This window comes from Candidatus Villigracilis saccharophilus (assembly GCF_016711665.1).
Genome location: NZ_JADJSO010000073.1, coordinates 55,394 through 79,002, shown reverse-complemented (window position 1 = coordinate 79,002; position 23,609 = coordinate 55,394). Strand labels below are relative to the sequence as shown.

Genomic DNA, 23,609 nt, shown 5'->3' with positions numbered 1-23,609 from the left:
CTCGGAATGTATCTTTAAACTGAACGCTGAAGATGAAATAAAAAATAAAGCCATTCGATTGAATGGCTTTGGCGCGATCATAGCCAGGATCACTTCAGATTAATATTTTTATTTACCGCGGTACATTTTCATCAACCGATTTCCTACAATTTCAATTGCGCGTTTACGCGAGAATAATCTCGTCAGGAGAAAGAAGTCACGGCGGTTGCGCGCACCGGAGATCAGGCTTGGCTGTTTACCCAGCGCATCCAATGCCTCGCGCGCCACTTCATCGGCAGGCATGATGTATGATCCGCTCAAATCCGGGTCACCAACATGGATGGCCGGGGTTTCCGTGGACCCGGGCATCAATCCCAAAACATCCACGCCGTGTGAACGGAGTTCATACCAAAGTCCCTCGGCGAGAATGAGGATGTAAGCCTTTGACGCGGCATAATGCTGCACAAGCGCGGATCCCTGCAAGGCGGAAGCAGATGAAACGAGAATGATCCCGCCTTTTTTCCGTGCCTTGAACTGCTCTCCGAAATAATAAGCCAATTCCATACTGGCAGTGACGTTCACACTTACAAGAGCGCGGTGCTGTTCAAGCGGCAGATCAAGATAATCTCCAACAACACTGACAGCCGCGCTATGAATGACCAGACCAACATCCAATGTTTTGACTGCTTCGGTAATATGCCGCATAAAATCGGGCTTGGACAGATCCAGAACCAATGCACGCGCATCCACTTTATATTTTTCTATCATCGCCTTCGCGGCATGATGCGCGCCTTCAGCATTGATATCCAATATGATCGGATTCACTCCGCGCTGGGCAAGGATCTCCGCAAAGGCAAATCCGATCCCACTGGCAGAACCAGTGATCAGCGCATAAGAACCGTACTTGGATTTGAAATCCATCATGTTGTTATTTCAACTTCTCTTCGACTGACTTCGCGACTTTGTTCAGCGCATCAGTAACATTGCCTTCAGGCAGACTTCCCTGCGCAAGATTGGGACGTCCGCCGCCTTTGCCGCCGATGCCTGTGATGAGATCGCCAGCCTTGAGTCCACGCTTGACAAGGTCTTCGGTCACCACTGCGATAACAGTTGTTCCCGTTACGAGGACAGCCGCTCCCGCTTTGGGATACTTCTCGCGGAACCTGTCGGCGAGCATACGGAGGGTATCCACGTTTGCGTCAGGGATTTCAACCGCAAGCACGTTTACGTCTTTGACTGTTTGAACGTTGGCAAGTTGCAGGTTGAAGGTTGTAAGAGCAGATTGCGCGCGGAGGTTGGCGAGTTCCTTCTTGAGTTCAGAAACTTCATCCTGCAACGCATCTACTTTTGCAGGCACTTCTTCCACAGAGGATTTCAAAGAGCCCGCAGTTTGCTTGAGAGTCTTGAAGCGCTTGTTGATGAGTTCATACGCGCCACGGCCTGTGACTGCTTCGATACGGCGAATACCTGCCGCAGCCGAACCTTCGCTGACGATGATGAATGCGCCGATGTCAGATGTGCGGTCAATGTGTGTGCCACCGCAGAGTTCGAAGGAATATTTGGATTCTGTCTTTTCGGACAGCAAGCTGTCCGAGTCCAGAATGGAGACTGTTCTGACGATCTCGCCGTATTTTTCGCCGAAGAGCGCCATCGCGCCTTCCTTCTTGGCTTCATCGAGGGACTTGGTCACTTTGACCACAGGCATATCCGCGGAAATGGCTTCGTTGACCATCTTCTCGACGCGCTCGATCTGTTCGGGGGTCATGCCGTCGGGTTGGGTGAAGTCGAAGCGCAGATATTTGGGGGAGACGAGCGAACCTGCCTGACGGGCATGGTCGCCAAGGATTTCATGCAATGCCTTGTGTAATAAATGCGTGGCGGTGTGATTGCGCATGATGTTGTGACGACGGGTGATATCCACTTCGGCAACAGCCTTGTCGCCCACTTTAGGCTGACCAGAGATGACCTGTCCGATGTGGGTGATGGTTGCAGCAGCAGCACGGCGGACGGAAGTGATTTCGATCTCCCAGCCCTCACCCTGCCCTCTCCCAGAGGGAGAGGGTGAAAAGCGGATATAGCCTTCGTCACCCACCTGACCACCAGACTCAATGTAGAAACCTGTCTTGGGCAGGATGACCTCGACTACATCATCGAGAGAAGCAGAGGAGACTGATTCGCCGTTGACCACCAAAGCGAGAACTTCACCTTCCACACGCGGACTGTTGTATGGGTCATATTCAACGCCAGAGGCGCTGAGTTTGCCTTTGGCTTGCAGGTCTTTGAAGATGTTGGCAAAGTATTCAGAATCTTCGCCGCCGAGTTTACCCATGGCTTTGCCACCGCCAGAGGCTTTGCTGTGTTCGTTCTTGGCTTCAGTGAAACCTGCTTCGTCGATGTCCAGTCCTTGCTCACGGGCGATGTCACGGCTGATCTCGAAGGGCAAGCCGTAGGTCGCATACAAGTCGAAGGCGATGTGTCCATCGAGGGAGGTTTTGTTTGATGCGCGAATCTCGTCGAGGTGATTCTGCAAGTGAGCAGTACCAGCTTCAACGGTACGAGCGAAGCGGACTTCCTCTCGAGTCAAGTTATCTAAAATGGTCGCCTTGTTCTTTTCCATTTCGGGATAAAAATCGCCGTATTCTGCGATCACCGCTTCGGCAACTTTTGCGAGGAAGGGTTCGGTGAGTCCGATCTTCGTTCCAAACCGTGCGCCGCGGCGGATGATCATGCGGGTGACGTAGTTGCGGCCCGCGTTACCAGGGACGACGCCATCAGCGATGAGGAATGCGGCGGAGCGGACATGATCACAGATGACGCGATAAGGCGTGAAGTTTGCGAGCATGTCTTTTTCGGTGTGGCCCGTGAGCGAGCGCAGCACTTCGAGTGAGCCAGTGAAGAGGTCGGTCTTGTAGTTGGAGTCAACGCCTTGCAGAACGGAGACGATGCGCTCGAAGCCCATGCCTGTGTCAACGTGCTTGGCGGGCAATGGTTCGAGGCGGCCGTCTTCGAAAAGGTTGTATTGAATAAAAACGTTGTTCCAGAGTTCGAGGAAGCGCGTGCAGTCGCCGTTGACGCCGCAGACGTGATCTGTGCCGTGCAGGTTGTCGCGCTCTTCGCCGAGGTCAATGTGAATTTCGGAGCAGGGACCGCATGGACCGAACTCGGCCATCTGCCAGAAGTTTTCCTTGCGCCCGAAGAAGAGAACATGCGACGGTTCGAAGCCAGGCTGTTCCTTCCAGATGTCGGCGGCTTCGTCATCCTGTGGGACGTTGCCTTTGTCGTCTTTGAAACAGGTGGCGTAGAGTTTATCCTTGGGCAGACCCCAGACTTCGGTCAGCAGTTGCCATGACCAGGCGATGGCTTCCTTTTTGTAGTAATCGCCAAACGACCAGTTGCCGAGCATTTCAAAGAAGGTGTGATGTGTATCGTCGCGGCCTACATCTTCGAGATCGTTGTGCTTGCCTGCCACGCGCATACACTTCTGCGAGTCGACGGCGCGTTTGTAAGGTTTTGTGTCAGTGCCGATGAAAACATCTTTGAACTGCACCATGCCCGAGTTTGTGAAGAGAAGCGTAGCATCTCCACCCGGGACGAGTGACATGGACGGCACGGCGGTATGTCCGTGCTCGACGAAGAAATCAATGAAGTCCTGGCGGATCTGGTTGCCTGTTAGTTTTTTGCTCATGAGTGGCTCCGAAAATTTGAAATGGCTGGCGAATTATAAATGATGAATTAGGAATACAGAATGATGAATTATGAAAGTCTAAAGTCGAAGGTAAAAGGTCGTGGGGAAAAGAAAAGTCCCGAACCTGTTGGTTTCGGGACTGGATTTCTTCATCCATCTCAAGCCGTGGCAGGTTTCAGTAACGCGCGCTTGTAGCGGCGGCTTGAGTTGCTGCAGCGTGCTTGAGGTTTCGTTTCATGGCTGGGATTATACAGGTCACATTGAATTTTGGGGAGGGAGGAAATTAAACCTCTCACAAACCTATCAGGCATCGGGGAAAGAATATAACTTCACGTACAATCCATATCCTGCACACATCAAAGCATAAAAGGAATGGAAATGAGTAAAATAATTTTGATCACAGGCGCGACCACGGGCATTGGCAAGGCGGGCGCGTTGGAATTGGGGCGCCGCGGCTGGAAGGTTTTTGTCCATGCGCGTTCAGAGGCACGCGGAAATCCCGTTTTGGATGAGTTGAAACAAAACGCACCGAACGCTGATTTTTCGCTGGTCACTGGAGATGTTTCTGCGATGGCTGAAGTCAGGTCACTTGCGGAACAGGTCAAAGCGCAAACCAACACATTGGATGTCCTCTGGAATAACGCAGGTTTGTTGATGGACGAGCGAAAGGTCAGCGTGGATGGATGGGAAATGACGATGGCGATCAACCACCTCGCCCCGTTCGTGCTGACCCGTGAACTGCTTCCGCTCATCGAGCAGACTCAAGGCCGAATCATCACCACCAGTTCAGGAGCCTATCAAATGGGACGCTTCAACTGGGACGATTGGATGGACGAAAAAAGCAAATACAGTTCCTTCAAAGCCTACAGCAAGAGCAAGCTCGCGAACATTTTATTCACACGCGAACTGGCGCGGCGCGTTAACGCAAAAGGTGTCACAGCGCATTGTTTTCACCCAGGCCTGGTCAGCACCGATTTCGGCAGGCAGCGCGGAGAAGAAAAGCAGAAGGGTTTCATCCCAGGCGGGTTATTTCGTTCCCTGTTCATGCTTGACCCGCAAGCAGGCGCAGATACAGGCGTATTCCTGGCCGAAGATCCATCCGCGAGAAACAGTAACGGAAAATATTGGACAAAGCGAAAGGTTCGCTGGACAAAGGTTTTGTCAACGACAGCGATGCCGCAAAATTATGGGAACTAAGCGAAGAGGCCGTACTATAAGAGTTAATAATCGTCCGCGCCTTGTTGAATTTCGCCTTTTGTCGTGCTATAGTGAGTTTAAAGCAATTTAATGAAAGGAGAAATCCATGTCATATAAATCCTATGTAGACTCCAGAGAGCGTGAAGATATCCGCGCTCACCAGGGGCAGGATGTCTGGGTAGTGCTAAATCACGTTCGAGCTGAAAAATGTGGTGCCTTTGAATATTTTCTACATTCCATCCTGATGCCAGCCATAGCCCATATCCACCCCGAAACGTATAACCAGGTCCGTGTTTTACATCCCACGAAGTCTAACGCTGACGGCACCTATACTTACGCCTTCCTGATGGACCCCGTGGTACACGATGGTATTTACGATATCAGCAGCATCCTGCATGAATTCTACAAATCAGAGCTGGCTGATGAGTATATGAAGACATGGAATGAAGCGCTGGCACTCCCACAGGTTGAGTACGACATGGTTCAATCCGAGTGATAGTTCCCGTCTGAAAATATTATAGGCAACCCTAGATCAATCAGAAGCTGCTCTTCGCATGCAGCAGTATTCTGATTGATATTTTGTGTACCAAATCATGGGATTTCGCTGGGGGATTGCATATAATAAGGAAAGCCAAGTAATCAAGGAGACTTTATATGTACACAACCGATATGTACGAAGGCGTTTTGGCCGAAACCGTCACGATGACGGGCGCGAATGGCAATTCGATCAACGCTTATATGGCGCGCCCATTGGGAAAAGGTCCCTTCCCCGCGATGGTGCTGGCGCATCACATGCCCGGCTGGGATCAATGGTATCGCGAAGCGACATTTAAATTAGCGCAGCATGGCTACGTGACCATCTCTCCGAATCTTTATTTCCGCTCGGGGCACGGAACCCCCGAAGATGTTGCAGCAAAGGTCCGCGCAGATGGCGGTGTATCAGACAATCAGGCTGTCGGTGATCTCGCAGGGGCAATGAAACATTTGCGTGCACAGTCTGATGTCAATGGAAAAGTCGGCATTTTCGGGACATGCTCCGGCGGACGCCACGCCTATCTCACCGCCTGCCGCATCCCTGGATTTGATGCCGTAGTGGACTGCTGGGGCGGCCGTGTGGTGATGACTCCCGAGCAATTAACCGATAAATTCCCGGTCCCGCCTCTGGACTATACCCGTCAGCTGTCCTGCCCCATTTTGGGATTATTTGGCGAAGAGGATTCCAGCCCGACTCCTGAACAGGTCAGACTGCACGAAGAAGAACTCAAGAAATATGAAAAGAATTACGAATTCCACATGTACCCAAATGCAGGTCATGGATTTTTCTATTATGACCGCCCGAATTACCGCCAGGCGCAAGCCGTAGACGGCTGGCAAAAAGTTTTTGCCTTTCTTGAAAAGTATCTGGCATAGGAGCACTGCATGTGTACAATGATCGTTGAAAAAGTTAAAATAAATGGCAGTGGAAAAGGCAATAGCGGCTGGTTCACCTTGCAACAAGCAAATGTGTCCTATGACCACCCTTTCAATGCCCCATACGAACACGCCTTAAATATTGATTTTGTAAATGAGTCGCATGGACCATCCGCGCGCGTGGCTGTGGAGTTGAGCGAATCTGCCGCGCGCGAATTGGTCCGCACCATTCTGGCCGTCCTCGACCAGGCAGAGGCGGGTGGTCACCTAGCGAAATAAAATCCTTTGGAAGGTTACTGTTTCGGTGAATCCATGTCAAGAAAGGCCGTTATCCAGCAAAGGATAAGATATACTCGCGCTCATGTCACTCCAAAAACCATCTCTTGACCCATTGATCTCCGCACCGGACAGCAACGAATATTTCAATTCCATCAGCCATTTGGTTGGGGCGATCCTGTCCATTTCAGCACTGGCGGTTCTGGTTACATTGGCGGCAATTGCCAACAAGCCTGCGCACATCATCGGCTTCGCAATCTATGGGACAAGCCTGTTCCTGTCCTTTCTATTCAGTTGCCTTTTACATTTCTTTTTACTTTTCGGCAAATACCTGCGAGTCTTCGGTATTCTCGACCATAACGCCATCTACATCCTCATCGCTGGGACGTACACTCCCTTCTGCCTGACCATTTTCAGCGGAGCAACTGGCTGGGTGCTGTTCGGGATCATTTGGAGTCTGGCAGTTTTCTTTATCACTATCAAATCCATTTTCTTCACAAAAATTTCTGTCTTGATGTCCAACATCAGCTTCCTGCTCATGGGCTGGATCATCGTCTTTCTGATCGGTCCCATTTATTCAGAACTAGGCATGGGAGCCATGTCCCTGCTCATTGCGGGTGGACTGTTCTACACCGTCGGCGCATTGATCTTTGCGAACGGGAAACCGAATCCGTTCCCGCCATATTTTGGAAACCATGAGATCTGGCATGTCTGCGTTCTGGCGGGCAACACGTTCATGTTTTTAGTGATGTTGTTTTATGTCCTGCCGTATCCAACAAAATGAAATATCCGATATGAACACTTCATGGACTCAGATCACAGGCATCCTTATGCAGGGACATCAAGTCGCTTCGCGGCCATCCAAAGCATATCCATACAGTTCACTTGAAAAGCAAAAGCCATACTTCAAAGAACTCGGTCTCGACCTGTCGCCTTACTTTAATGGAACTCTGAACATTTCGATTGCGCCGTTGGAATTCGAAGTAGCCAAACCTGAGCTTACGTTTCCGCTGGTCGAGTGGACTGATCTGCATCCGCCCGAAACATTTTCTTTCTCACGCTGTAGAGTTATTTTTGAGGGAACAGAATACGAAGGCTGGGTTTATTTTCCGCACCCAGAGACGAAGAAGACGCACTTTCAAAATCCTTCATTGATTGAAGTGGTCGCCAATGAAATTCAAGGGGTCAGGTATGGGGATAAGCTCGAAGTAATATTAAATACGCTCGAGATCAGGATCAACAGACCTTAAGCAGAAAAAATGATGGCGATAAAACGTCATCATTTTTTCTGTTCGCCATCATGAAAAACTTCGCAGAAATTTGTTATGGGGTAATCACTTCGAAGATCACGGCCTGATCATCACGATAGACTTCCTTATAGCCAGGGTCTTGCGCAGCCTGATCTAGAAAATCTTCATGGTTTAAGTCTGTGTGTACATAGCCCGCGCCGAAATCTAAGGCAACAATTTTCGATGATCCTTCCACATCACCGTGGGTAATATCCACCCACAGGTCGTAGAGAGCCGAGTCATATAATTGCATGTAAGTCGGATCAAGGCCGGCCAGGTAAGTGTTATGGGTATTGTAGTAAAACAGGCGCGGGAAGTCATCCCAATCGGTCTGGAAGACGCGTGAGCCGGCTGGGGTATTTTCCACAAGCCATTCTGAAGCTCCAGCATATAGTTCATAGTCCTTGGAATTTTGAATGCTCTCCTGAGCGGCTGGAATGGACATAAAAGCGCCCGCAAAAACAAAGACAAGGATTACCACCGCAGGCAGGATGGAACGCAAATCCAGCAGATACGGAGATGCAACTCGGGGAGAATCAGTTTCGTCCTGAGGCAGATCGACTGGTTTTAGGTCCGCAAGTAAAGGCGCCCAAGCAAACACAGCAAAGATCAAAGCAAATGGCGGGAAATATTCCACAAAACGGCGGGCTTGAAAAAGCATCAATCCAAACAGAAGCGCTGCAAGCAGTCCCATCGCAGTGCGGACATCCATTTTCCGACCTGAGATTCCCAATGCCAATATGCCGCTCGCAAAAGCAATGAGAGACGGCAGGGAATTATCAAGCAGTTGTCCCGTGTCATAGGGATACCATTCATTGCCCACCCTCACAGAGGTTGCATCGGTCAGTTTCGGCAGCATGTGCTGAATGGAAAAGGAAATGTTCACAGGGAAATACGGATTGATCAACATTCCAAGAAGAATACCGGCGCCGATAAAAATCAAAGGTCTGGTTTCAAGACGGCGTTCAATCAAAGCCACGGCAACCAAATGCAAAACGCCAAGGGCGATCAACAAAGGAAATGCGTCATACAGCCAAACATATATAAAGGAGAGCATGGCGAGCCGCCAATATCTGCCTTCCAACAGCCACAGAAACCCAAGCGCAAGCACGCCAAGCGAGAGGGATTGCGCGCGGGTGATGCTCATGCGGTAGAGAAACGCATCGGATATTCCGAGCAAAGCAAGCGCCCACAGCCAGGAAAATGGAACACGCTGCCGGTGGAATAAATACCAGATCGCAAAAAAAGCCAGCGCAGAGAAAATGACAGCCGCCCATTTGGCCCCAATCCTCAACTCTCCAAATGTAAAGGGGATCAACGCGACATGAAAAAGAAAGTGATGGTCATAAAATTCTTCCGGATTCAGGATGCTCAATGGCAGGTAAGGGAAATCGGGCTTTACCCCCTCTGTACGCATCAAATAGGCGAGCTTAATATGATAAAAGCCGTCGTTATCAGGCATGTCTGGTGACGCAAATTGAATTACAGCCATTCCAACAAAGAACACAAGAAATAATATCAAGGGTGAAAAATTTGCGAGGGCGCGTTTTTGCATTAGGGCTTCCTTCTAGGAAAAGATCAGCTCGCCTGGAATTTTGATATCCTCCAGACGAGCTGTTTGTTGCTAACCAGCGTAACAATAAAGCTTAGCCGTTGGTATTGCCGCCGTTGTCGTTCCCGCCACCGCCATTATCATTACCAGCGCCGTTGGAGTTGCCGTCATTCGAATTGTCATCGTCCGAGCCGCCAGCATTGGAATTATCATCATTCGAGTCATCATCATTGGAGTTGGCGTCGTTCGAGTTGCTGGCATTGGAATTGTCATCGTTCGAGTTGCCGACATTGGAATTGTCATCATTCGAGTTGCCGGCATTGGAATTGTCATCATTCGAGTTGCCGACATTGGAATTGTCATCATTCGAGTTGCTGGCATTGGAATTATCATCGTTGGTATTCGCATTGGAATTGACATTAGAACTGTCATCATTTGTGTTTCCATTGGAATTATCATCACCCAGCGAAGGCAGATCAGACAGATCGGCTGAAGATGGCGTTTCAACGCGGGTTACGGTGATCGATCCATCCTGGTTGACATCTACTTCGACTTTGACCAGATCACCAACGCTAAACGGGCCATCCCTAATAACCGAAGGTTCAACTGTGATCGGCTGTCCATTCACAATCCATTGACTTCCACTGATGCCATCTATCGTACCAGTAAAAGCAACGGATGCAGACTCAACCTTGCTGGCGCCAGTTACTGGCGCAGCGGCGCACGCTCCCAACAGCATGCTTGCAAGAACAAAAACAATTAGTGCATAACGAGTAACTTTTTTCATTTTTCACCTCTTAGGATAAGATATGTTTCATCCTAATAGTCGCAGGTAAAAACAAAAAGTTATGGGTATAACAAACAAAATTGAAAGCTCATGAGCAAATAATCCCCCAATCAGACCGCTCCGCAATATGTGTCCAAAGGCAAAGGCGTTAAATCAACTATCACCCAAAAGTTTCATTAATGTTAGTTTTGCGAATAACATTAATACATTCGTGTACAATTGGTGTATCTCAAAAAATCCCATAAAATCATGGATATGCTCCCTTGTAAACAGCAAGGCAAAAAATCCAAGAGGCTTTGAGACTTCACTTTTCGAAAAGGTTAAAACATGCGCATTGCAATTATTTCGGATATTCATGGCAACCTCACTGCATTCCAGGCGGTCCTTGAAGATATTAAGTCTCAAAATGTTGACGATATCATCTGCCTCGGCGACACCGTAACACTTGGACCGCACCCCAAAGAAGTAATCAATACTTTACGAGATCTGCACTGCGTTACCATTAAAGGGAATCATGATGCGGCGGTCGTTCACCCGGAGCTGGCCGCGAAATTCGAGATCACAGAGTACCTTCTCCCCGACCTGCATTGGTGCAGAGAACGCCTGACAGAAGAAGACCTGGATTGGATCGACGGTTTTAAATCCACTTATGAGCTGACCCTGCCGAATAACGTAAAAGTGCTTTTCTTTCACGGATCACCTCTCTCGCCGGTCGACATTATTCAGGCAACTACAAACCCCGAACTTCTGGATAAATACTTTGAAGGACAGGATGCCACGGTCTTTATCGGCGGACATTCCCACATCCAGATGTACCGCCGGTATGGAGAAAAACTAATCCTCAACTCAGGGAGCGTTGGAAATGCATTCAAATTCGCGTACACGCCCGGTATCATTCCAAGTCTGCTGCCATGGGCTGAATACACGATCATAAGCGAGAATGGAAACACCCTTGACGTGGATCTCCGCCGCATTTACTTTAACACAGCGGAACTGCTCAAACAAATAGCTGAAAGCAAACTTCCCGGAAAAGCGTGGTGGCTGAAACAATATTCTTAATAACCAAAATAAATTTAAAAATTATAGTAGAATTGAAGTTGCTGGGGCGATGGCGGAATCGGCAGACGCAACGGACTTAAAATCCGTCGGTAGTGATACTGTGAGGGTTCGACCCCCTCTCGCCCCACAAAAAATATGTCATTGCGTAGAACCTGAGAATTTTCTAAGGGCGCAATGACAATTTTGTCTACAAGGCAGCTATGTTCTTTAATCGCCAACAACTCGAAGAAGTCGAAGATAAAAGTCTTGCCTCCTACGGATTGCGAAGCAAAGACTCAAAAGGCCGCGCCTATCTGGACAGCGAACCAGATTACCGCACCTCCTTCCAGCGCGACCGCGACCGCATCCTGCACACCACAGCCTTTCGCAGATTGGAATACAAGACGCAAGTCTTCATTAACTTTGAAGGCGACTACTTCCGCACCCGCCTCACCCACACGCTGGAAGTTGCACAGATCGGCCGGACATTGGCGCGCGCTTTGGGCGCGAACGAGGACCTGGTCGAGACCATTTGCCTGGCGCACGATCTGGGTCACTCGCCTTTCGGACATTCCGGCGAGATCGCACTGGCAAGATTGATGAAAGACTACGGCGGCTTCGACCATAACAAACAGTCCCTGCGCATCGTCACCGAACTCGAACAGCGTTACCCGGAATTCCCCGGCCTAAATCTCACCTGGGAAGTTCGCGAAGGAATGGTCAAACACGAATCAGAATACGACATATCCGATGCGCGTGATTACAGCCCCGAATTGCGAGGGAATCTCGAAACACAGATCGCCAACGTAGCCGATGAACTCGCCTACACCACGCACGATCTTGACGATGGCTTGCGTTCAGGAATGATCAACCCGCCATTACTCGAAGGCATTTCCCTATGGGAGATATTGCGCGAGACATACAATTGGCATGGATCAATCCTCAATGACATGGAACGCCATCGAATGATCCGCCACCTGGTCGGCTTGATGGTCACTGATATGTTACAAGCCACAGAGACGCGCATCAAGGATAGTAAAGTCATTACCGCATTTGATGTTCAAAAACTAAAGCACAATATCATCGGCTACAGCGAAGAGATGCAGCGCCGCAATCGCGAGCTAAAAGACCTGCTCTATAAAAAACTGTACCGCCATTATCGCGTGGTCAGGATGCAGGTCAAAGCAGAGCGCATCATTTCAGACCTGTTCCACGCCTATCGCGCCGAACCCGCCATGCTGCCAGATCACGTTCAGTTCTTTATCGAAAAGCGCGGACTTGAACGTACGATCTGTGACTATATTGCAGGCATGACTGACCGCTACGCCATTGAAGAACATCAAAAACTGTTCAACCCCTTTGAAAAACCGTGATTTTTTTATTTTCAAAAAAGGGGAGCGAACGTCTTTCCCCATTTATCTGACGGAAACATAAAACACCAAAAGAGGACTCAAATACCATGAATCAATCCAACTATCTCACCCCCGAAGGCGAAGAAAAACTCCAGGCTGAATTGCAGGAATTAAAAGGGCCAAAACGCGAAGAGCTTTCCCAACGTCTGCGCTCCGCCATTCAAATGGGCGACCTTTCAGAAAACGCAGACTATCACAAAGCCAAGGAAGATCAGGGTTTTCTAGAAGGACGCATCCAGGAACTCGAAGCAATCCTGCGCAATGCGACCATTATCACAGAAAAGCAGAGCAGCGGTGTGATCTTCATCGGCTCTCATGTGACCATTCAGGAAGGGAACGAAGAACCTGAGACTTACCACCTGGTCGGTCCCACGGAAGCGGATCCGCGCCGCGGCAGAATCTCCTACGAATCTCCCATCGGCCGCGCTTTGATGGACAAAAAAGTCGGTGAAATTGCAGAAGCAGAAACGCCCGGCGGAACGATCAAGTTCAAAATCTTGAAGATCGAATAGCACTTTCATCCATGCCGCATAAAAAAACCGCCTCGTTTAGAAGCGGTTTTTTTATTTATCTTTATGCTATCCCTGTCTTGGCCAGACAGCCAGTTCCAATGTGATCCGTTCAAAGTAGCTTTGCTCCGGCAAGGGTCCGTGTCCATATTCAAGATCAACAACGGTTGCAAGCAATTGCAGGGTCGCGGTCTCCAGCAAAATCTGCACTTGCGGCGCTACAACCACCAATTCACCTTTTGGCTCAAGGCGGGCGCGGATGGCAGGGTCATTATAGGCGTGCTGCGACATCAACACCTTTGTTGCGGTTTTGATGTCGTTCTTATCGAACAACCAGAATTCAAGCGCGGTGACCTTCTTCGGCTCGCCGACTCCGATCGATTCAGAGACGCCTACGCCGTATTCTCCCATGAACTCGCCAGCCTGTGTATCAATACTGAATGATTCATCATACAGATCATCACCGAGCACATATGTGGTCATGGTTTGCGTGATCGGCGGAGCAAGCCCCATTTGTTCAAAATTAGTTTTCTCCGCGTTACGGCTTATCTCAACAGATTGCATGGTAGGGGTCACTTCACCACTGCCGCGCTTGGACAAAAATCTATATAGATAAAAGACCGCTGCAATCGCCACGCCCAGCACCAGGACAGTTGCAAAAATTATGATCGTATTCTTTGTAGTGGATGGCGCGGAAGGCTCCCCGGTAGTTTCCTGGGGAGCAAGCACTTCTGTGATCACTTCGTAATACGCATTGATCACGGCTGGATCCTGATTGCCGGGATTCGCCTGAACAGCATTAAATGCAGCCGGAGCGCCCAAGCCAAGATTCTGCCATCGCTGAACGGCCAGATCCGGGCTTTGGTTGAGGCGGAAAGAGTCGATTGCCATACGCAAATAATCTTCCTGCAGGTCTGCACGCAGATAGGACGGAGTAGCGTCCACAAAATTCACCGGCGCGATCACCCACCCGATCAGCAAACCCAACATTAATCCGCCAATGCCTAAAGCAATTGGAACGATGGGCATTTTCTTAATTAAGGCGACTATAAACTGCATAAGAGACTCCTTTGTCTGGTTATGTTTTTCTGATTATACATCGTAATCTTATTACCCCGCATGGCAGAATAATTACCGCGATTCCATAAGGTATAGGGTACGTTCAGAATCACGCACAGATTCAACTTTATGAATTTTAAAACAAGCAGAGAACCTGGATTCAAACCCTTCACGGGTGTATTCGGGAAAAATATCCTCACGCGAGGCCAATAATTTCCGCACCTGTGAATCGGATTTGGGAACGAACTCGATCACTAGCCATTTAGAGCATGATGCAAAAAAAGAAGCGAGCTGAGGCAGAGGCACATTATTTGAAATGGCAAGATGATGAATGACAGCCAGCGCGAGCACCATATCCACGGGACCGCGGGCGTTAAACGAATCGCGTTCGTCATTATTCCAGCCAATGGAGGGACTTGGATTCGTCAGGTCCAGCACCAACGGCAGGATATTCTGTTCCTTCTTCGATTTGACTGTTCGATAATTTTGTTCCACCGCGGCAGGATCAATATCGAACGAAACCGTAAACGCACCCGACGATGCGGCTTCACGGCTGAACACACCTGTATTACCGCCCAGGTCCCAAACCAAAGCAGGCTTCTTTTCAAGCGCCCATTCATTCACGAGTTGTTTCTTATGCTCAAAAGCCGCGTCGGTGTAATTCGTGTTTTCGTAATAATCGCCCCACTCCGTGCCAGCGGGTTTCCAGGATAATTTCCTGACCGTATTCTCAAGACTTTCGATCAAACCTGTCAAAGCCTGCCTGTTCATACCGCCAGCAGGCGCCTTAACCGTTTTATCTGAATATCGTTTTTGTGCGCCCGCATGGATATGGATATGCGTGAGTAAACCAAAATTGAATTTTGTCTGCGCAGGTAATAATCCGCTCGCAAGGTCAAGCGGAACACCGTCAATATACACCCGCAATAACTGACTCAGACGCACATCGCGATAACTCATCAAGGCCAACGGTGCGAGAAAATGCTGGCAGAATTGTTTATACGCCGCCCAGGGCTGACCTTCTTTATAGATCTCAAAAGACAGCGTATCGATCAAGGCCGCTTTCCCGCGCACAAATTGAATATTGTACGCGCTGGCATCCTTCAAAGACATATCCAGTTTCAATGCCCGCTTTTGAATGGACAATGTCGCAAGCGCGGCATCTTTCAACTGGCTGAATGACCACTCATACGGATAGGAAATGAATGGAACGCGCTCGGGCTGGATGATCTTGAACGCCGTGTCCGCCTCAACTGGAAGCTGGTCTGACTCAACATGCGGGATCAGCAATCCAGCTTTGACCAATTTATCGTACAAGCCAGAGTCCATCAACCGCGCATAATCTTTCGAATATACGCGGTTGATCTGTCGGTACAGGATTCCATTTGCAGTAAACAGAAACCCGCTTGGGTCACGAAAGGAAGCGGAGAGCTGTCCAGTTTTACTCATCGCCCGATTTGTCATCCTCTTCATCTTCAGGCTTGGGTTTAACTCCAAAAAGTTTTTTTATACTACCCCATGAAGCACGCACAGCAACGCCGAGGCCCAACAACGCAGCAATCGCGATCTGAATAAGGATGCTCCCGGAGCCGGGGTCAAGATATGGAAGTGGTGAAAAATGCATATTGATCTCTTTCTATTCTATGGTTTCAGGCACGATCTCTTCCAAAAGGAAGGATTCGGAACATTTGATGCATTGGGCTTCGCGTTTGTTGGCAATGACCAGCAATCCGCCGCACTTGGGACACGGTACAGCCAGCGGACGCTTCCACGAAGTGAAATCGCAATTTGGATAATTAACACAGCCGAAGAAGGTGCGGCCTTTGCGGGTTTTTCTTTCCACAAGTTCGCCGCCATCGGTCGGGCAGGCAACGCCGATCTTCAAAAGCCAGGGCTCTGTATAGCGGCATTCAGGAAAGCCGCTGCATGAAATGAATTTACCAAAGCGTCCATAGCGGATGACCAGTTCCTTGCCGCAGGTCGGGCAGGCGCGGCCAATGGGTTCGGGTCCGCTCTTTGTGACAGGCATATCGGCCTGCGCTATTTTCACCTTCTCAGAGAAGGGGGTATAAAATTCCTGGATCGCGTCTGTCCACAGCATTTCACCGGATGCGACCTGATCAAGATCTTCTTCCATGTGCGCGGTGAAATTAAAGTCCACCACCTCGGGGAAATATTCCACCATGAGATCGTTTACCTGCAAACCAGTATCCGTTGGGATCAAACGCTTATCCACCCGCTCGACATATCCGCGCTGTTGAATGGTTGAAATGGTCGGCGCATACGTGGAAGGACGGCCAATCCCATTTTCTTCGAGCGCCTGCACGAGTGAGGCTTCTGAAAAACGCGGCGGCGGCTGGGTGAAATGCTGTTCTGGAATCAATCGGATCAATTCCTGTTCCTGTCCTTCTGCGATACCCACAGGAATTTTTACATTCTCTTCGTCTTCTTCGGTCTTGACATCTTCATTCTTCGCTTCTTCATAGACTACTAAAAAGCCTGGGAATTTTACAGCAGAGCCTGAGGCACGCATGAGATATTCGTGTGCGGTGGTCTTGCCAGTCACTTCCACCTGCAGCGTATCAAACACAGCCGATTCCATTTGCGAAGCGACGAATCTCTGCCAGATCAAACGGTACAACTTGAACATGGCGGGGTCGAGATATTCTTTTACTTTTTCAGGGTCACGCATTGCGGAAGTCGGACGGATGGCTTCATGGGCTTCCTGCGCGTTCGCGGATTTTGTTTTGTAAATTGGCGATTCGCCCGGTAAATAATCTTTGCCATATTTTCCAGCAACATATTCACGCGCTTCGTTTTGAGCGATCGTCGAGACGTTCATCGAGTCTGTACGCATATAGGTAATGAGACCCGTCGTGCCGCCCTCGCCCACATCCTGACCTTCATACAGTCCCTGCGCCAATCCCATCGTGCGTTTGGCAGTTAACCCAAGTTTGCGCGAGGCTTCCTGCTGTAATGTGGATGTCGTGAATGGAGCGGAAGGCTTGCGTCTGCGTTCGCCGCGTTTAACTTTCGTCACCGAGTACGCGGCGGTTTCCATGTCGATCAAGATCGGCCTGACCACGGCTTCTGTTGTCAGTTCGGGATCTTTATTGTCAATACGCGCCAGTTTGGCAAGGAAAGCAGATTTCGGATTCCCGTGCTTGAACTCGCCGTGGATCGACCAGTATTCAACCGGCTTAAACTCATCAATTTCGCGCTCACGCTCGACGATGAGCCTGAGAGCCACCGATTGCACCCGCCCTGCTGACAGACGCCCGCGCACCTTCTCCCACAAGATGGGACTGATGCTATAGCCGACCAAACGATCCAACACACGGCGCGCCTGCTGGGCATTGACCAGATCCATATTGATCTCACGCGGATGTGCGAACGCTTCCGCCACGGCTGGAGCAGTGATCTCGTGGAAGACGACGCGCTTGGTACGTTCCATGTCGATCTGCGCGGCTTCGGCCAAATGCCAGGAAATGGATTCACCTTCACGGTCAGGATCGGTCGCGAGAAAGATCTCTTCGGCAGTAGCGGCCAGTTTCTTGATCTCCTTGACCACATCCTTTTTTTCATTTGGCACGCGATACTTCGGCTCAAAATTATTATCCACATTCACAGAAAGCTGTGATTTAAGCAGGTCACGCACATGCCCCACTGATGCGCGGACAGTGTAGCCTTTCCCGAGAAAACGCCCAACGGTCTTCGCCTTGGCTGGCGATTCGACAATGACCAGTTTCCCTTCACGCTTGATCACCTTCGGGGCCTTGGGCGGCGCGACCATATCCGCGTGAGCATCTGTCCTGCCCATTCGATAAAGTTTTGTGCCGCACTCGGAACACACAGCAATATTTACAGGCGATCCTTTCGCATTAAAACCCGCGACAGGATCTTTCATCTCCCGTTTTGTCTTGCACTTCATACAATAAGCTTCCATTAACATTCCTTTTTAGCTATGTCATTGCGAGCGTACTTCGCGACACTTGCACCGCACTGCGTTCGGCGCAGTGCGGGTACCCTCTACTAACATAAGGTTGCTTCGTCGGAAAGAGCACCCTCCTCGCAACGACATAATTTATAGATATTTTTCCTGATTATGTTTCTTCAAATGCCCAACCACATCGCGAACCTTCTGCGCCTGATCGGTCTTGCAGACCATCAATACGTCGCCTGTATCCACAATGACCATATCATCCACGCCGATGGTCACGATCAAACGCTCGTTACTGCTGCCGTACACCAACGTATTATGCGTTTCATGCGCAAGGTGCAGACTGCTGTTGGTTGCAATATTACCATCCATGTCTGGCAACAGCACTTCGAACAGGGATGACCACATACCGACATCGCTCCATCCCAGCCCACCTGCAGGCAAAACGGCTACACGCTCCGCTTTTTCCATGATGCCATAATCAACTGTCTCAACCTTAAGACCGCGCCAGTTTTCACTCAACACTTCGGTTTGTGATCCTGTTCCCCACGCGGAGGCGATATTCTTTAAAGCGCCGCCAAGTTCAGGCATTTGTTTATCGATCTCATTCAAGATCGTATCCGCGCGCCAGATGAACATGCCGCTGTTCCAGGAGTGATCGCCCGTGCGGAGCAACTGCCCCGCGGCTTGTTCGCTGGGCTTTTCAATAAAGCGCCTGACATTATACGTTGGATATTTATATTGACCATCCAAGGGCGCGCCTTGTTGAATATACCCGTACGCTGTCGAGGGCTGGGTCGGGGTAATACCAAGGGTCACCAAATATCCATTCTCAGCCACATCAAAAGCGGCCTTGAGCAAATAATGGAACAGATCACGGTTGCGGATGAAATGATCCGACGGCAAGATCGCCATCGAAGCATTCTTGTCGCGCTTATGCAACACCGCGGCGGCAAATCCTACCACAGAGGCGGTCCCGCGTGGAGATGATTCGATCAGATAATTTTCTTCGGGGATCTCAGGAGCCTGCAAGCGCATTTCACGCGCCTGCTCTTCCACTGTCACAACCAGAATATGATCGGGAGTGAATAAATCCTCCAGGCGCTTGACCGTGCTTTGGAAGAGAGTCTCCTGACCAATTAATGGAAGCAGCTGCTTCGGTTTTTCTTTTCTTGAAACAGGCCAGAGACGGGTCCCGCCGCCGCCAGCCATGATAACCGCATAAGTGTGTTCGGACATTTGTTATTCCTAATAAGATATGGGCAAGCGGACATGTAAGCATGTAAACAAGTACACTGGCTTTCGTATTTCCGCGCCTGCTTGTCTACGTGTTTACCTTGTCTCAGTACCTGCCTGATAATTGCCTTGTTCTTCGCGCACTGCAACATAATTCATGCCGCCCACCTGGCGCACCATGCCTTTCAACTCCATCAGCGCGAGTGTAGCCGAAACTCTCTCAATTGGCAAATCGGCCCGGTTGCGAATTCCATCCACATGCAGAGGTTCGCCGCCGAGCACATTCAACAATTTAGCTTCTGTTTCATCGGCAGGGATCACTTTGCGCGCGGCTTTGTGTTCACCGATGCGCGTGAAATCCAAGGCCTGCATAATATCATTGACACTCAATAAGGGCAAAGCGCCGTTCTGGATCAGCTTATTCGTGCCCTTGCTTTGAGGCGCAAGTATACTCCCTGGCACCGCAAACACTTCACGTCCCTGTTCAGCCGCGAACTCGGCCGTGATCAACGCGCCGCTGGTCTCACCTGCCTCAATCACAACGACTGCCAATGATAAACCAGAAATGATGCGATTGCGCGGCGGAAAGTTGGAAGCGTCGGGCGGTGTGCCTGGCGCATAATCGCTGATGACCGCGCCGCGCTCCATCATTTGCTCGGCCAATTTCAAATGTTCAGGCGGATAGATCTTATCCACGCCCGAACCCAGCACACCGATGGTTCGTCCGCCAGCCTTTAGCGCAGTTTGATGCGCAATCGCATCCACCCCGCGCGCGAGCCCGCTGACCACAGTAATCCCATTTGACGCAAGGAATGACGAAAGCTCCTCGGTGATCTGCCTGCCATACGGCGTGACCCTGCGCGTGCCAACAATCGCAACCGCGAACAGGTCATCAGGTAAATATTCGCCGCGAATATACATCACGGGCGGCGGTTGGTCGATCTCTTTTAATCTTGATGGGTATGCTTCATCCTGCCAGGTCAGGATCTTTATCCCCTGTGATTCTATTTTCGCCCAGACTTGATCCAGGTCAACTTTTTGACGCGCCGCGAGCACACGTTCGATCACCTTCGCGCCGAGGCCTGCTTCTGCCAAATTGACAGAGTCAGCGCCCCAGGCAGTTTGCAGGTCTCCAAAGTATGCGACCAGCCCCTGCATGCGCACCGCGCCAATGCCTTTGATTAAGTTGAAACCAACCCAATATTTTCTGTCGTCCATAGTGAAAACGTTTGAACGGTGAAACGTTCAAACGCCCGTCCTACAACCCCTCGAGCAGATGAACTTTCAGGATACGGGAATCCATATCCAGGTTAAGAATGACCGAAGGAATGGCGGGCAGGAGAATCTCCTTGCCAGAGTCGTCCCGAACGACATAAACATCGTTCGCGCCAGTTTCCAAAATTTCAACCAGCTTGCCAAGCGGATGCCCGTCCTCGTCCACGACATCCAGACCGATCATTTCATATTGATAATGCTGACCTTCAGGAAGCGGCGGGACTTCTGCCGCCTTGACATAGACCCATTGATTGCGCAGTTTGCTGACATCTTCAGAAGTGTCAATGCCGCGAAAACTAACGAGCAATCCATCCGCATGCGGGCGGACGGTGTCAAATGTGAGCGGGGTATGCTTTTCGCCGACCAAAACTTTGCGGCCAGATTTGATGCGTTGCGGGAAGTCGGTGTGCAGATCCATGATGATCTCGCCGCGCACCCCATGCGAACGGCGCAGATAACCAATTACTAAATAGACAGGCTCGCCTGCCGGCGAGCCTGATGATTGCGGTTGTGCTGGCATTAGGGTTCCATTACGTCGAGCGTGGCTTGTTTGCCTTCGCGCTCGGCGGCCACCCGCAGCAAAGTGCGGATGGAGTTGGCTACTTTCCCGCCTTTGCCGATCACACGGCCCATGTCGTCTTTGGAAACATTCAGTTCGATGCGTACCCGTGAACCGTTCCCGCTTTGACGTACCTGGACATCTTCAGGGTGCTCTACGAGAGATTTGGCGATGTATTCAATGAGGTCTTTCATAAATAATGCCTACTCATGTCATTGCGAGGGCGGTTATTTCGCCCGAAGCAATCCCCAACTAATTGGGAGGTTGCTTCGTTGCGAAGTGCGCTCCTCGCAACGACATATATGTTACTTGGAAGTGCGTACGGGAGCGGCGCGTTTGACTTCGGCTTCAGCGGCTTCAGCGACGAGGGATTCAAGCGCTTCGCCTTTCTTGAAGCGGTCAAAACGAGCCTGCGTGCCAGATGCTTTGAACACCTGAGCCACAGACTCGGTCGGCAGAGCGCCGTTCTTCATCCAATGGAAAACGCGGTCTTCCTTGATGTGAATGGTGGCGGGATTGGTGCGGGGATTGTACACACCCAAAATTTCCAAAAAGCGGCCATCGCGGGGGGCTTCCTTATCCGCAGCGATGATGCGGTACGTGGGTTGGCCTTTGAGACCAATACGACGTAAACGAATTCTTACCATTTTATACTTACTCCTTAAGATTAGTTTATGTCTCAGACAGGCGAGAGAGAGTTGTGTGCAAGGTACACACGGGTTCGCGGGCTGAAATCACAGGAAGGTATTTTACCAGAGAAAAAGAAAATTGCAATTTCAAGGTTAGAGAGCTTATAATCTGTATATAGTCAGTTATGCAACACGTAGCAGTATAACAACATCCAATATAGGAATGTTATACTGCACACTGTTGTATAACACATTCAGGAGTGAAGATGGAATGGGAAATTAGAATACACAATGAGGAAAATTACATAGAAGTAATCACTAAAGGAGTTGCTGATAAAGATAGCTCATTAAATATGGCGAAAACAATAAAAGAGACAATGCAACAGCATAGAATTACCAAGGCATTAATTGATCATCGCAATATTGAAGGTGTCTCTGGAGAAATAATAGAAATCTATGATCGCCCAAAGCTACTCAGAATAATAGGGCTTATTTTGGGTGTAAAAATAGCAGAAATCATTAAACCAGTCCATATGAAGCATTTTAGTTTTTTTGAGACTGTATGTATTAATCAAGGATTTAGAATATCAATTTTTCAAGAAAATTTACCAGCATTGGAATGGCTTCTAAAATAAGAAACCAAGAATTCATTCAATGCAATATCTGCCAGACAAAGCATGGGCTAGGCAGACGAAATTCGTCGCAATTTTTGAGCATTTTTCTGACTTCGAGCCGCTTCGCGTCCTACCACAAGCAGAGTCCACGCCAATAGTAGTATGTCAACCAATTAGATTAATCAAGGCAACTCATGAGCATCATTATTGGTAACAGAGAAATCCTTCTTGGTGAAATCCTCGATCTTGTCGCGGAAAAATTCAATGGTCACGAAAAATTACCGTCTTATGGCGGGTGGCCGAATTATCGTTTTGTGGATACTTCGATCTTTGACATTCCAGCTTTGGTTACAGAAATAAGAGCCCCGTTCCACGACAGGCAGATCACACAGCAGACATTTGAATTATCCTTAACTTCCGATTCTGCGAAGAATCTACAGAAAGACTATCTCGGAAAGATCGGCAGTTTTATCGGAGATCCCATCGAGGTAAAAGAATTTGATGTTTCAACGGCGTTCCAAGTCAGCTTGACTGCAAGATGGCTTGTGGAGGATATATCCATCACTTTATCCATTTATGGGGGAAGCCGAATCATCCATCATGGAATCTCGACGGCGGGTCTTTTCTTCCATATCACAAATGAAATAGAGATCGCCAAACCCTACGTAAAAACTCTGGAAGCCATGGAAAGATCATTTTGGGCAGAGGTTAATCATTTCAGCATAATTCAAAGCGTACAAATCAATCATAGAATACGACCCTATTGTTTACCCAATTACGCTTCGAAAAATCCTGAGTCCATCTATGACGATCCACTTCTAAGAAGGGCGCAAAAGGCTTTATATAAAAAGTCCCTGCTGGATACGCCATATTTTATTTTGGAAGGCATGACCGAAAACACAATACGAGTGTGGACAAACAATGGAAGATTTTTTGTTTCAACCCTGTTTGACACGGCGGAATTTGGGGGGAAAGATGATCAAATTGAAATTCACGACTTATTGCCAGCCAAGGGAAGCGGACAACTCTCGATCAACATAAATGACCTGTCTCTAAGCGATTCGCATGGTTCGAAGGGATTGAATGCTCTAATCAGCACTATCGAGACGATCACAAAGAAGAAATATCCTATTTATCAGGATTATGACAGCTAAATAAAGTGG

General features: G+C 49.4%; 25 protein-coding genes and 1 tRNA gene. 13 read left to right on the top strand and 13 right to left on the bottom strand.

The annotated features are described in order from the left end of the window. Window positions 1-108: 108 nt before the first annotated feature. On the bottom strand, window positions 109-903 hold the full coding sequence (locus tag IPL17_RS23190; RefSeq protein ID WP_345309466.1) for an SDR family NAD(P)-dependent oxidoreductase: 795 nt from the start codon (window positions 901-903) through the stop codon (window positions 109-111). Between the two features lie 4 nt (window positions 904-907). Next, window positions 908-3,664, bottom strand: a complete 2,757-nt coding sequence (gene alaS / locus IPL17_RS23185; protein ID WP_345309465.1) for an alanine--tRNA ligase — start codon at window positions 3,662-3,664, stop codon at window positions 908-910. 100 nt (window positions 3,665-3,764) lie between these two features. On the opposite strand from alaS, the gene IPL17_RS23180 reads away from it, so the two are divergent. From IPL17_RS23180 to IPL17_RS23150, 7 genes are all read left to right on the top strand, one after another. Beyond that, window positions 3,765-4,031, top strand: coding sequence for a hypothetical protein (locus tag IPL17_RS23180; protein WP_345309464.1), 267 nt, complete (start codon window positions 3,765-3,767; stop codon window positions 4,029-4,031). A gap of 11 nt (window positions 4,032-4,042) precedes the next feature. Beyond that, on the top strand, window positions 4,043-4,861 hold the full coding sequence (locus IPL17_RS23175; RefSeq protein WP_345309463.1) for an SDR family oxidoreductase: 819 nt from the start codon (window positions 4,043-4,045) through the stop codon (window positions 4,859-4,861). Window positions 4,862-4,967: 106 nt separating this feature from the next. Further along, window positions 4,968-5,357 (top strand): hypothetical protein, encoded by a 390-nt coding sequence (locus tag IPL17_RS23170; RefSeq protein ID WP_345309462.1) that lies wholly within the window; start codon window positions 4,968-4,970, stop codon window positions 5,355-5,357. Between the two features lie 158 nt (window positions 5,358-5,515). After that, window positions 5,516-6,271 carry a dienelactone hydrolase family protein gene (locus tag IPL17_RS23165; protein ID WP_345309461.1) on the top strand — a complete coding sequence of 252 codons (756 nt, stop codon included), beginning with the start codon at window positions 5,516-5,518 and terminating at the stop codon, window positions 6,269-6,271. Window positions 6,272-6,280: 9 nt separating this feature from the next. Then, on the top strand, window positions 6,281-6,550 hold the full coding sequence (locus tag IPL17_RS23160) for a DUF6295 family protein (protein ID WP_345309460.1): 270 nt from the start codon (window positions 6,281-6,283) through the stop codon (window positions 6,548-6,550). A gap of 82 nt (window positions 6,551-6,632) precedes the next feature. Beyond that, on the top strand, window positions 6,633-7,331 hold the full coding sequence (locus IPL17_RS23155; protein WP_345309459.1) for a hemolysin III family protein: 699 nt from the start codon (window positions 6,633-6,635) through the stop codon (window positions 7,329-7,331). Window positions 7,332-7,341: 10 nt separating this feature from the next. After that, entirely contained in the window at window positions 7,342-7,797 is a 456-nt protein-coding gene (locus IPL17_RS23150; protein WP_345309458.1) for a hypothetical protein, read from the top strand. A gap of 73 nt (window positions 7,798-7,870) precedes the next feature. Here the strand turns inward: IPL17_RS23150 and IPL17_RS23145 are convergent, their stop codons facing one another. Both IPL17_RS23145 and IPL17_RS23140 read right to left on the bottom strand, forming a co-directional pair. Continuing rightward, window positions 7,871-9,391 carry a hypothetical protein gene (locus IPL17_RS23145; protein ID WP_345309457.1) on the bottom strand — a complete coding sequence of 507 codons (1,521 nt, stop codon included), beginning with the start codon at window positions 9,389-9,391 and terminating at the stop codon, window positions 7,871-7,873. Between the two features lie 91 nt (window positions 9,392-9,482). Continuing rightward, complete coding sequence (locus IPL17_RS23140; RefSeq protein ID WP_345309456.1) at window positions 9,483-10,175, bottom strand: DUF5666 domain-containing protein; 693 nt, start codon at window positions 10,173-10,175, stop codon at window positions 9,483-9,485. Window positions 10,176-10,502: 327 nt separating this feature from the next. Between IPL17_RS23140 and IPL17_RS23135 the strand changes: the two genes are divergently transcribed. The 4 genes from IPL17_RS23135 (at window position 10,503) to greA (ending at window position 13,137) form a co-directional block, all read left to right on the top strand. Continuing rightward, window positions 10,503-11,234 carry a metallophosphoesterase family protein gene (locus tag IPL17_RS23135; protein ID WP_345309455.1) on the top strand — a complete coding sequence of 244 codons (732 nt, stop codon included), beginning with the start codon at window positions 10,503-10,505 and terminating at the stop codon, window positions 11,232-11,234. A 43-nt stretch (window positions 11,235-11,277) separates the two neighbouring features. Further along, window positions 11,278-11,361 (top strand) — tRNA-Leu (locus tag IPL17_RS23130). A gap of 73 nt (window positions 11,362-11,434) precedes the next feature. Further along, on the top strand, window positions 11,435-12,586 hold the full coding sequence (locus IPL17_RS23125) for a deoxyguanosinetriphosphate triphosphohydrolase (protein ID WP_345309454.1): 1,152 nt from the start codon (window positions 11,435-11,437) through the stop codon (window positions 12,584-12,586). Between the two features lie 86 nt (window positions 12,587-12,672). Continuing rightward, the gene (gene greA / locus IPL17_RS23120; RefSeq protein ID WP_345309453.1) at window positions 12,673-13,137 is read left to right on the top strand and encodes a transcription elongation factor GreA; all 465 of its coding nucleotides are present in this window, start codon (window positions 12,673-12,675) and stop codon (window positions 13,135-13,137) included. A gap of 66 nt (window positions 13,138-13,203) precedes the next feature. On the opposite strand, the gene IPL17_RS23115 is transcribed toward greA, so the two are convergent. The 9 genes from IPL17_RS23115 to rpsP form a co-directional block, all read right to left on the bottom strand. After that, window positions 13,204-14,193 (bottom strand): hypothetical protein, encoded by a 990-nt coding sequence (locus IPL17_RS23115; protein WP_345309452.1) that lies wholly within the window; start codon window positions 14,191-14,193, stop codon window positions 13,204-13,206. 72 nt (window positions 14,194-14,265) lie between these two features. Further along, the gene (locus IPL17_RS23110) at window positions 14,266-15,642 is read right to left on the bottom strand and encodes a class I SAM-dependent methyltransferase (protein WP_345309451.1); all 1,377 of its coding nucleotides are present in this window, start codon (window positions 15,640-15,642) and stop codon (window positions 14,266-14,268) included. Further along, a complete protein-coding gene (locus IPL17_RS23105; protein WP_345309450.1) occupies window positions 15,635-15,817 on the bottom strand; it encodes a hypothetical protein in 183 nt (60 codons plus the stop codon). The genes IPL17_RS23110 and IPL17_RS23105 overlap by 8 nt, the downstream gene beginning before the upstream one ends. Window positions 15,818-15,829: 12 nt before the next feature. Next, a complete protein-coding gene (topA, locus tag IPL17_RS23100; protein ID WP_345309449.1) occupies window positions 15,830-18,124 on the bottom strand; it encodes a type I DNA topoisomerase in 2,295 nt (764 codons plus the stop codon). 153 nt (window positions 18,125-18,277) lie between these two features. Next, window positions 18,278-19,372 (bottom strand): mannose-1-phosphate guanylyltransferase, encoded by a 1,095-nt coding sequence (locus IPL17_RS23095; protein WP_345309448.1) that lies wholly within the window; start codon window positions 19,370-19,372, stop codon window positions 18,278-18,280. A 93-nt stretch (window positions 19,373-19,465) separates the two neighbouring features. After that, window positions 19,466-20,587: a DNA-processing protein DprA gene (gene dprA / locus IPL17_RS23090; RefSeq protein ID WP_345309447.1), complete on the bottom strand. Its 1,122-nt coding sequence runs from the start codon at window positions 20,585-20,587 to the stop codon at window positions 19,466-19,468. 40 nt (window positions 20,588-20,627) lie between these two features. Further along, window positions 20,628-21,164, bottom strand: a complete 537-nt coding sequence (rimM, locus tag IPL17_RS23085; protein WP_345309446.1) for a ribosome maturation factor RimM — start codon at window positions 21,162-21,164, stop codon at window positions 20,628-20,630. Then, window positions 21,164-21,397 (bottom strand): KH domain-containing protein, encoded by a 234-nt coding sequence (locus IPL17_RS23080; protein ID WP_345309445.1) that lies wholly within the window; start codon window positions 21,395-21,397, stop codon window positions 21,164-21,166. The genes rimM and IPL17_RS23080 overlap by 1 nt, the downstream gene beginning before the upstream one ends. Window positions 21,398-21,508: 111 nt before the next feature. After that, a complete protein-coding gene (gene rpsP, locus IPL17_RS23075; protein ID WP_345309444.1) occupies window positions 21,509-21,850 on the bottom strand; it encodes a 30S ribosomal protein S16 in 342 nt (113 codons plus the stop codon). A 248-nt stretch (window positions 21,851-22,098) separates the two neighbouring features. Here rpsP and IPL17_RS23070 point away from each other — a divergent pair, with 248 nt between their 5' ends. Continuing rightward, entirely contained in the window at window positions 22,099-22,467 is a 369-nt protein-coding gene (locus IPL17_RS23070) for a hypothetical protein (protein ID WP_345309443.1), read from the top strand. A gap of 173 nt (window positions 22,468-22,640) precedes the next feature. Next, complete coding sequence (locus tag IPL17_RS23065) at window positions 22,641-23,600, top strand: hypothetical protein (protein WP_345309442.1); 960 nt, start codon at window positions 22,641-22,643, stop codon at window positions 23,598-23,600. Window positions 23,601-23,609 lie beyond the last annotated feature (9 nt).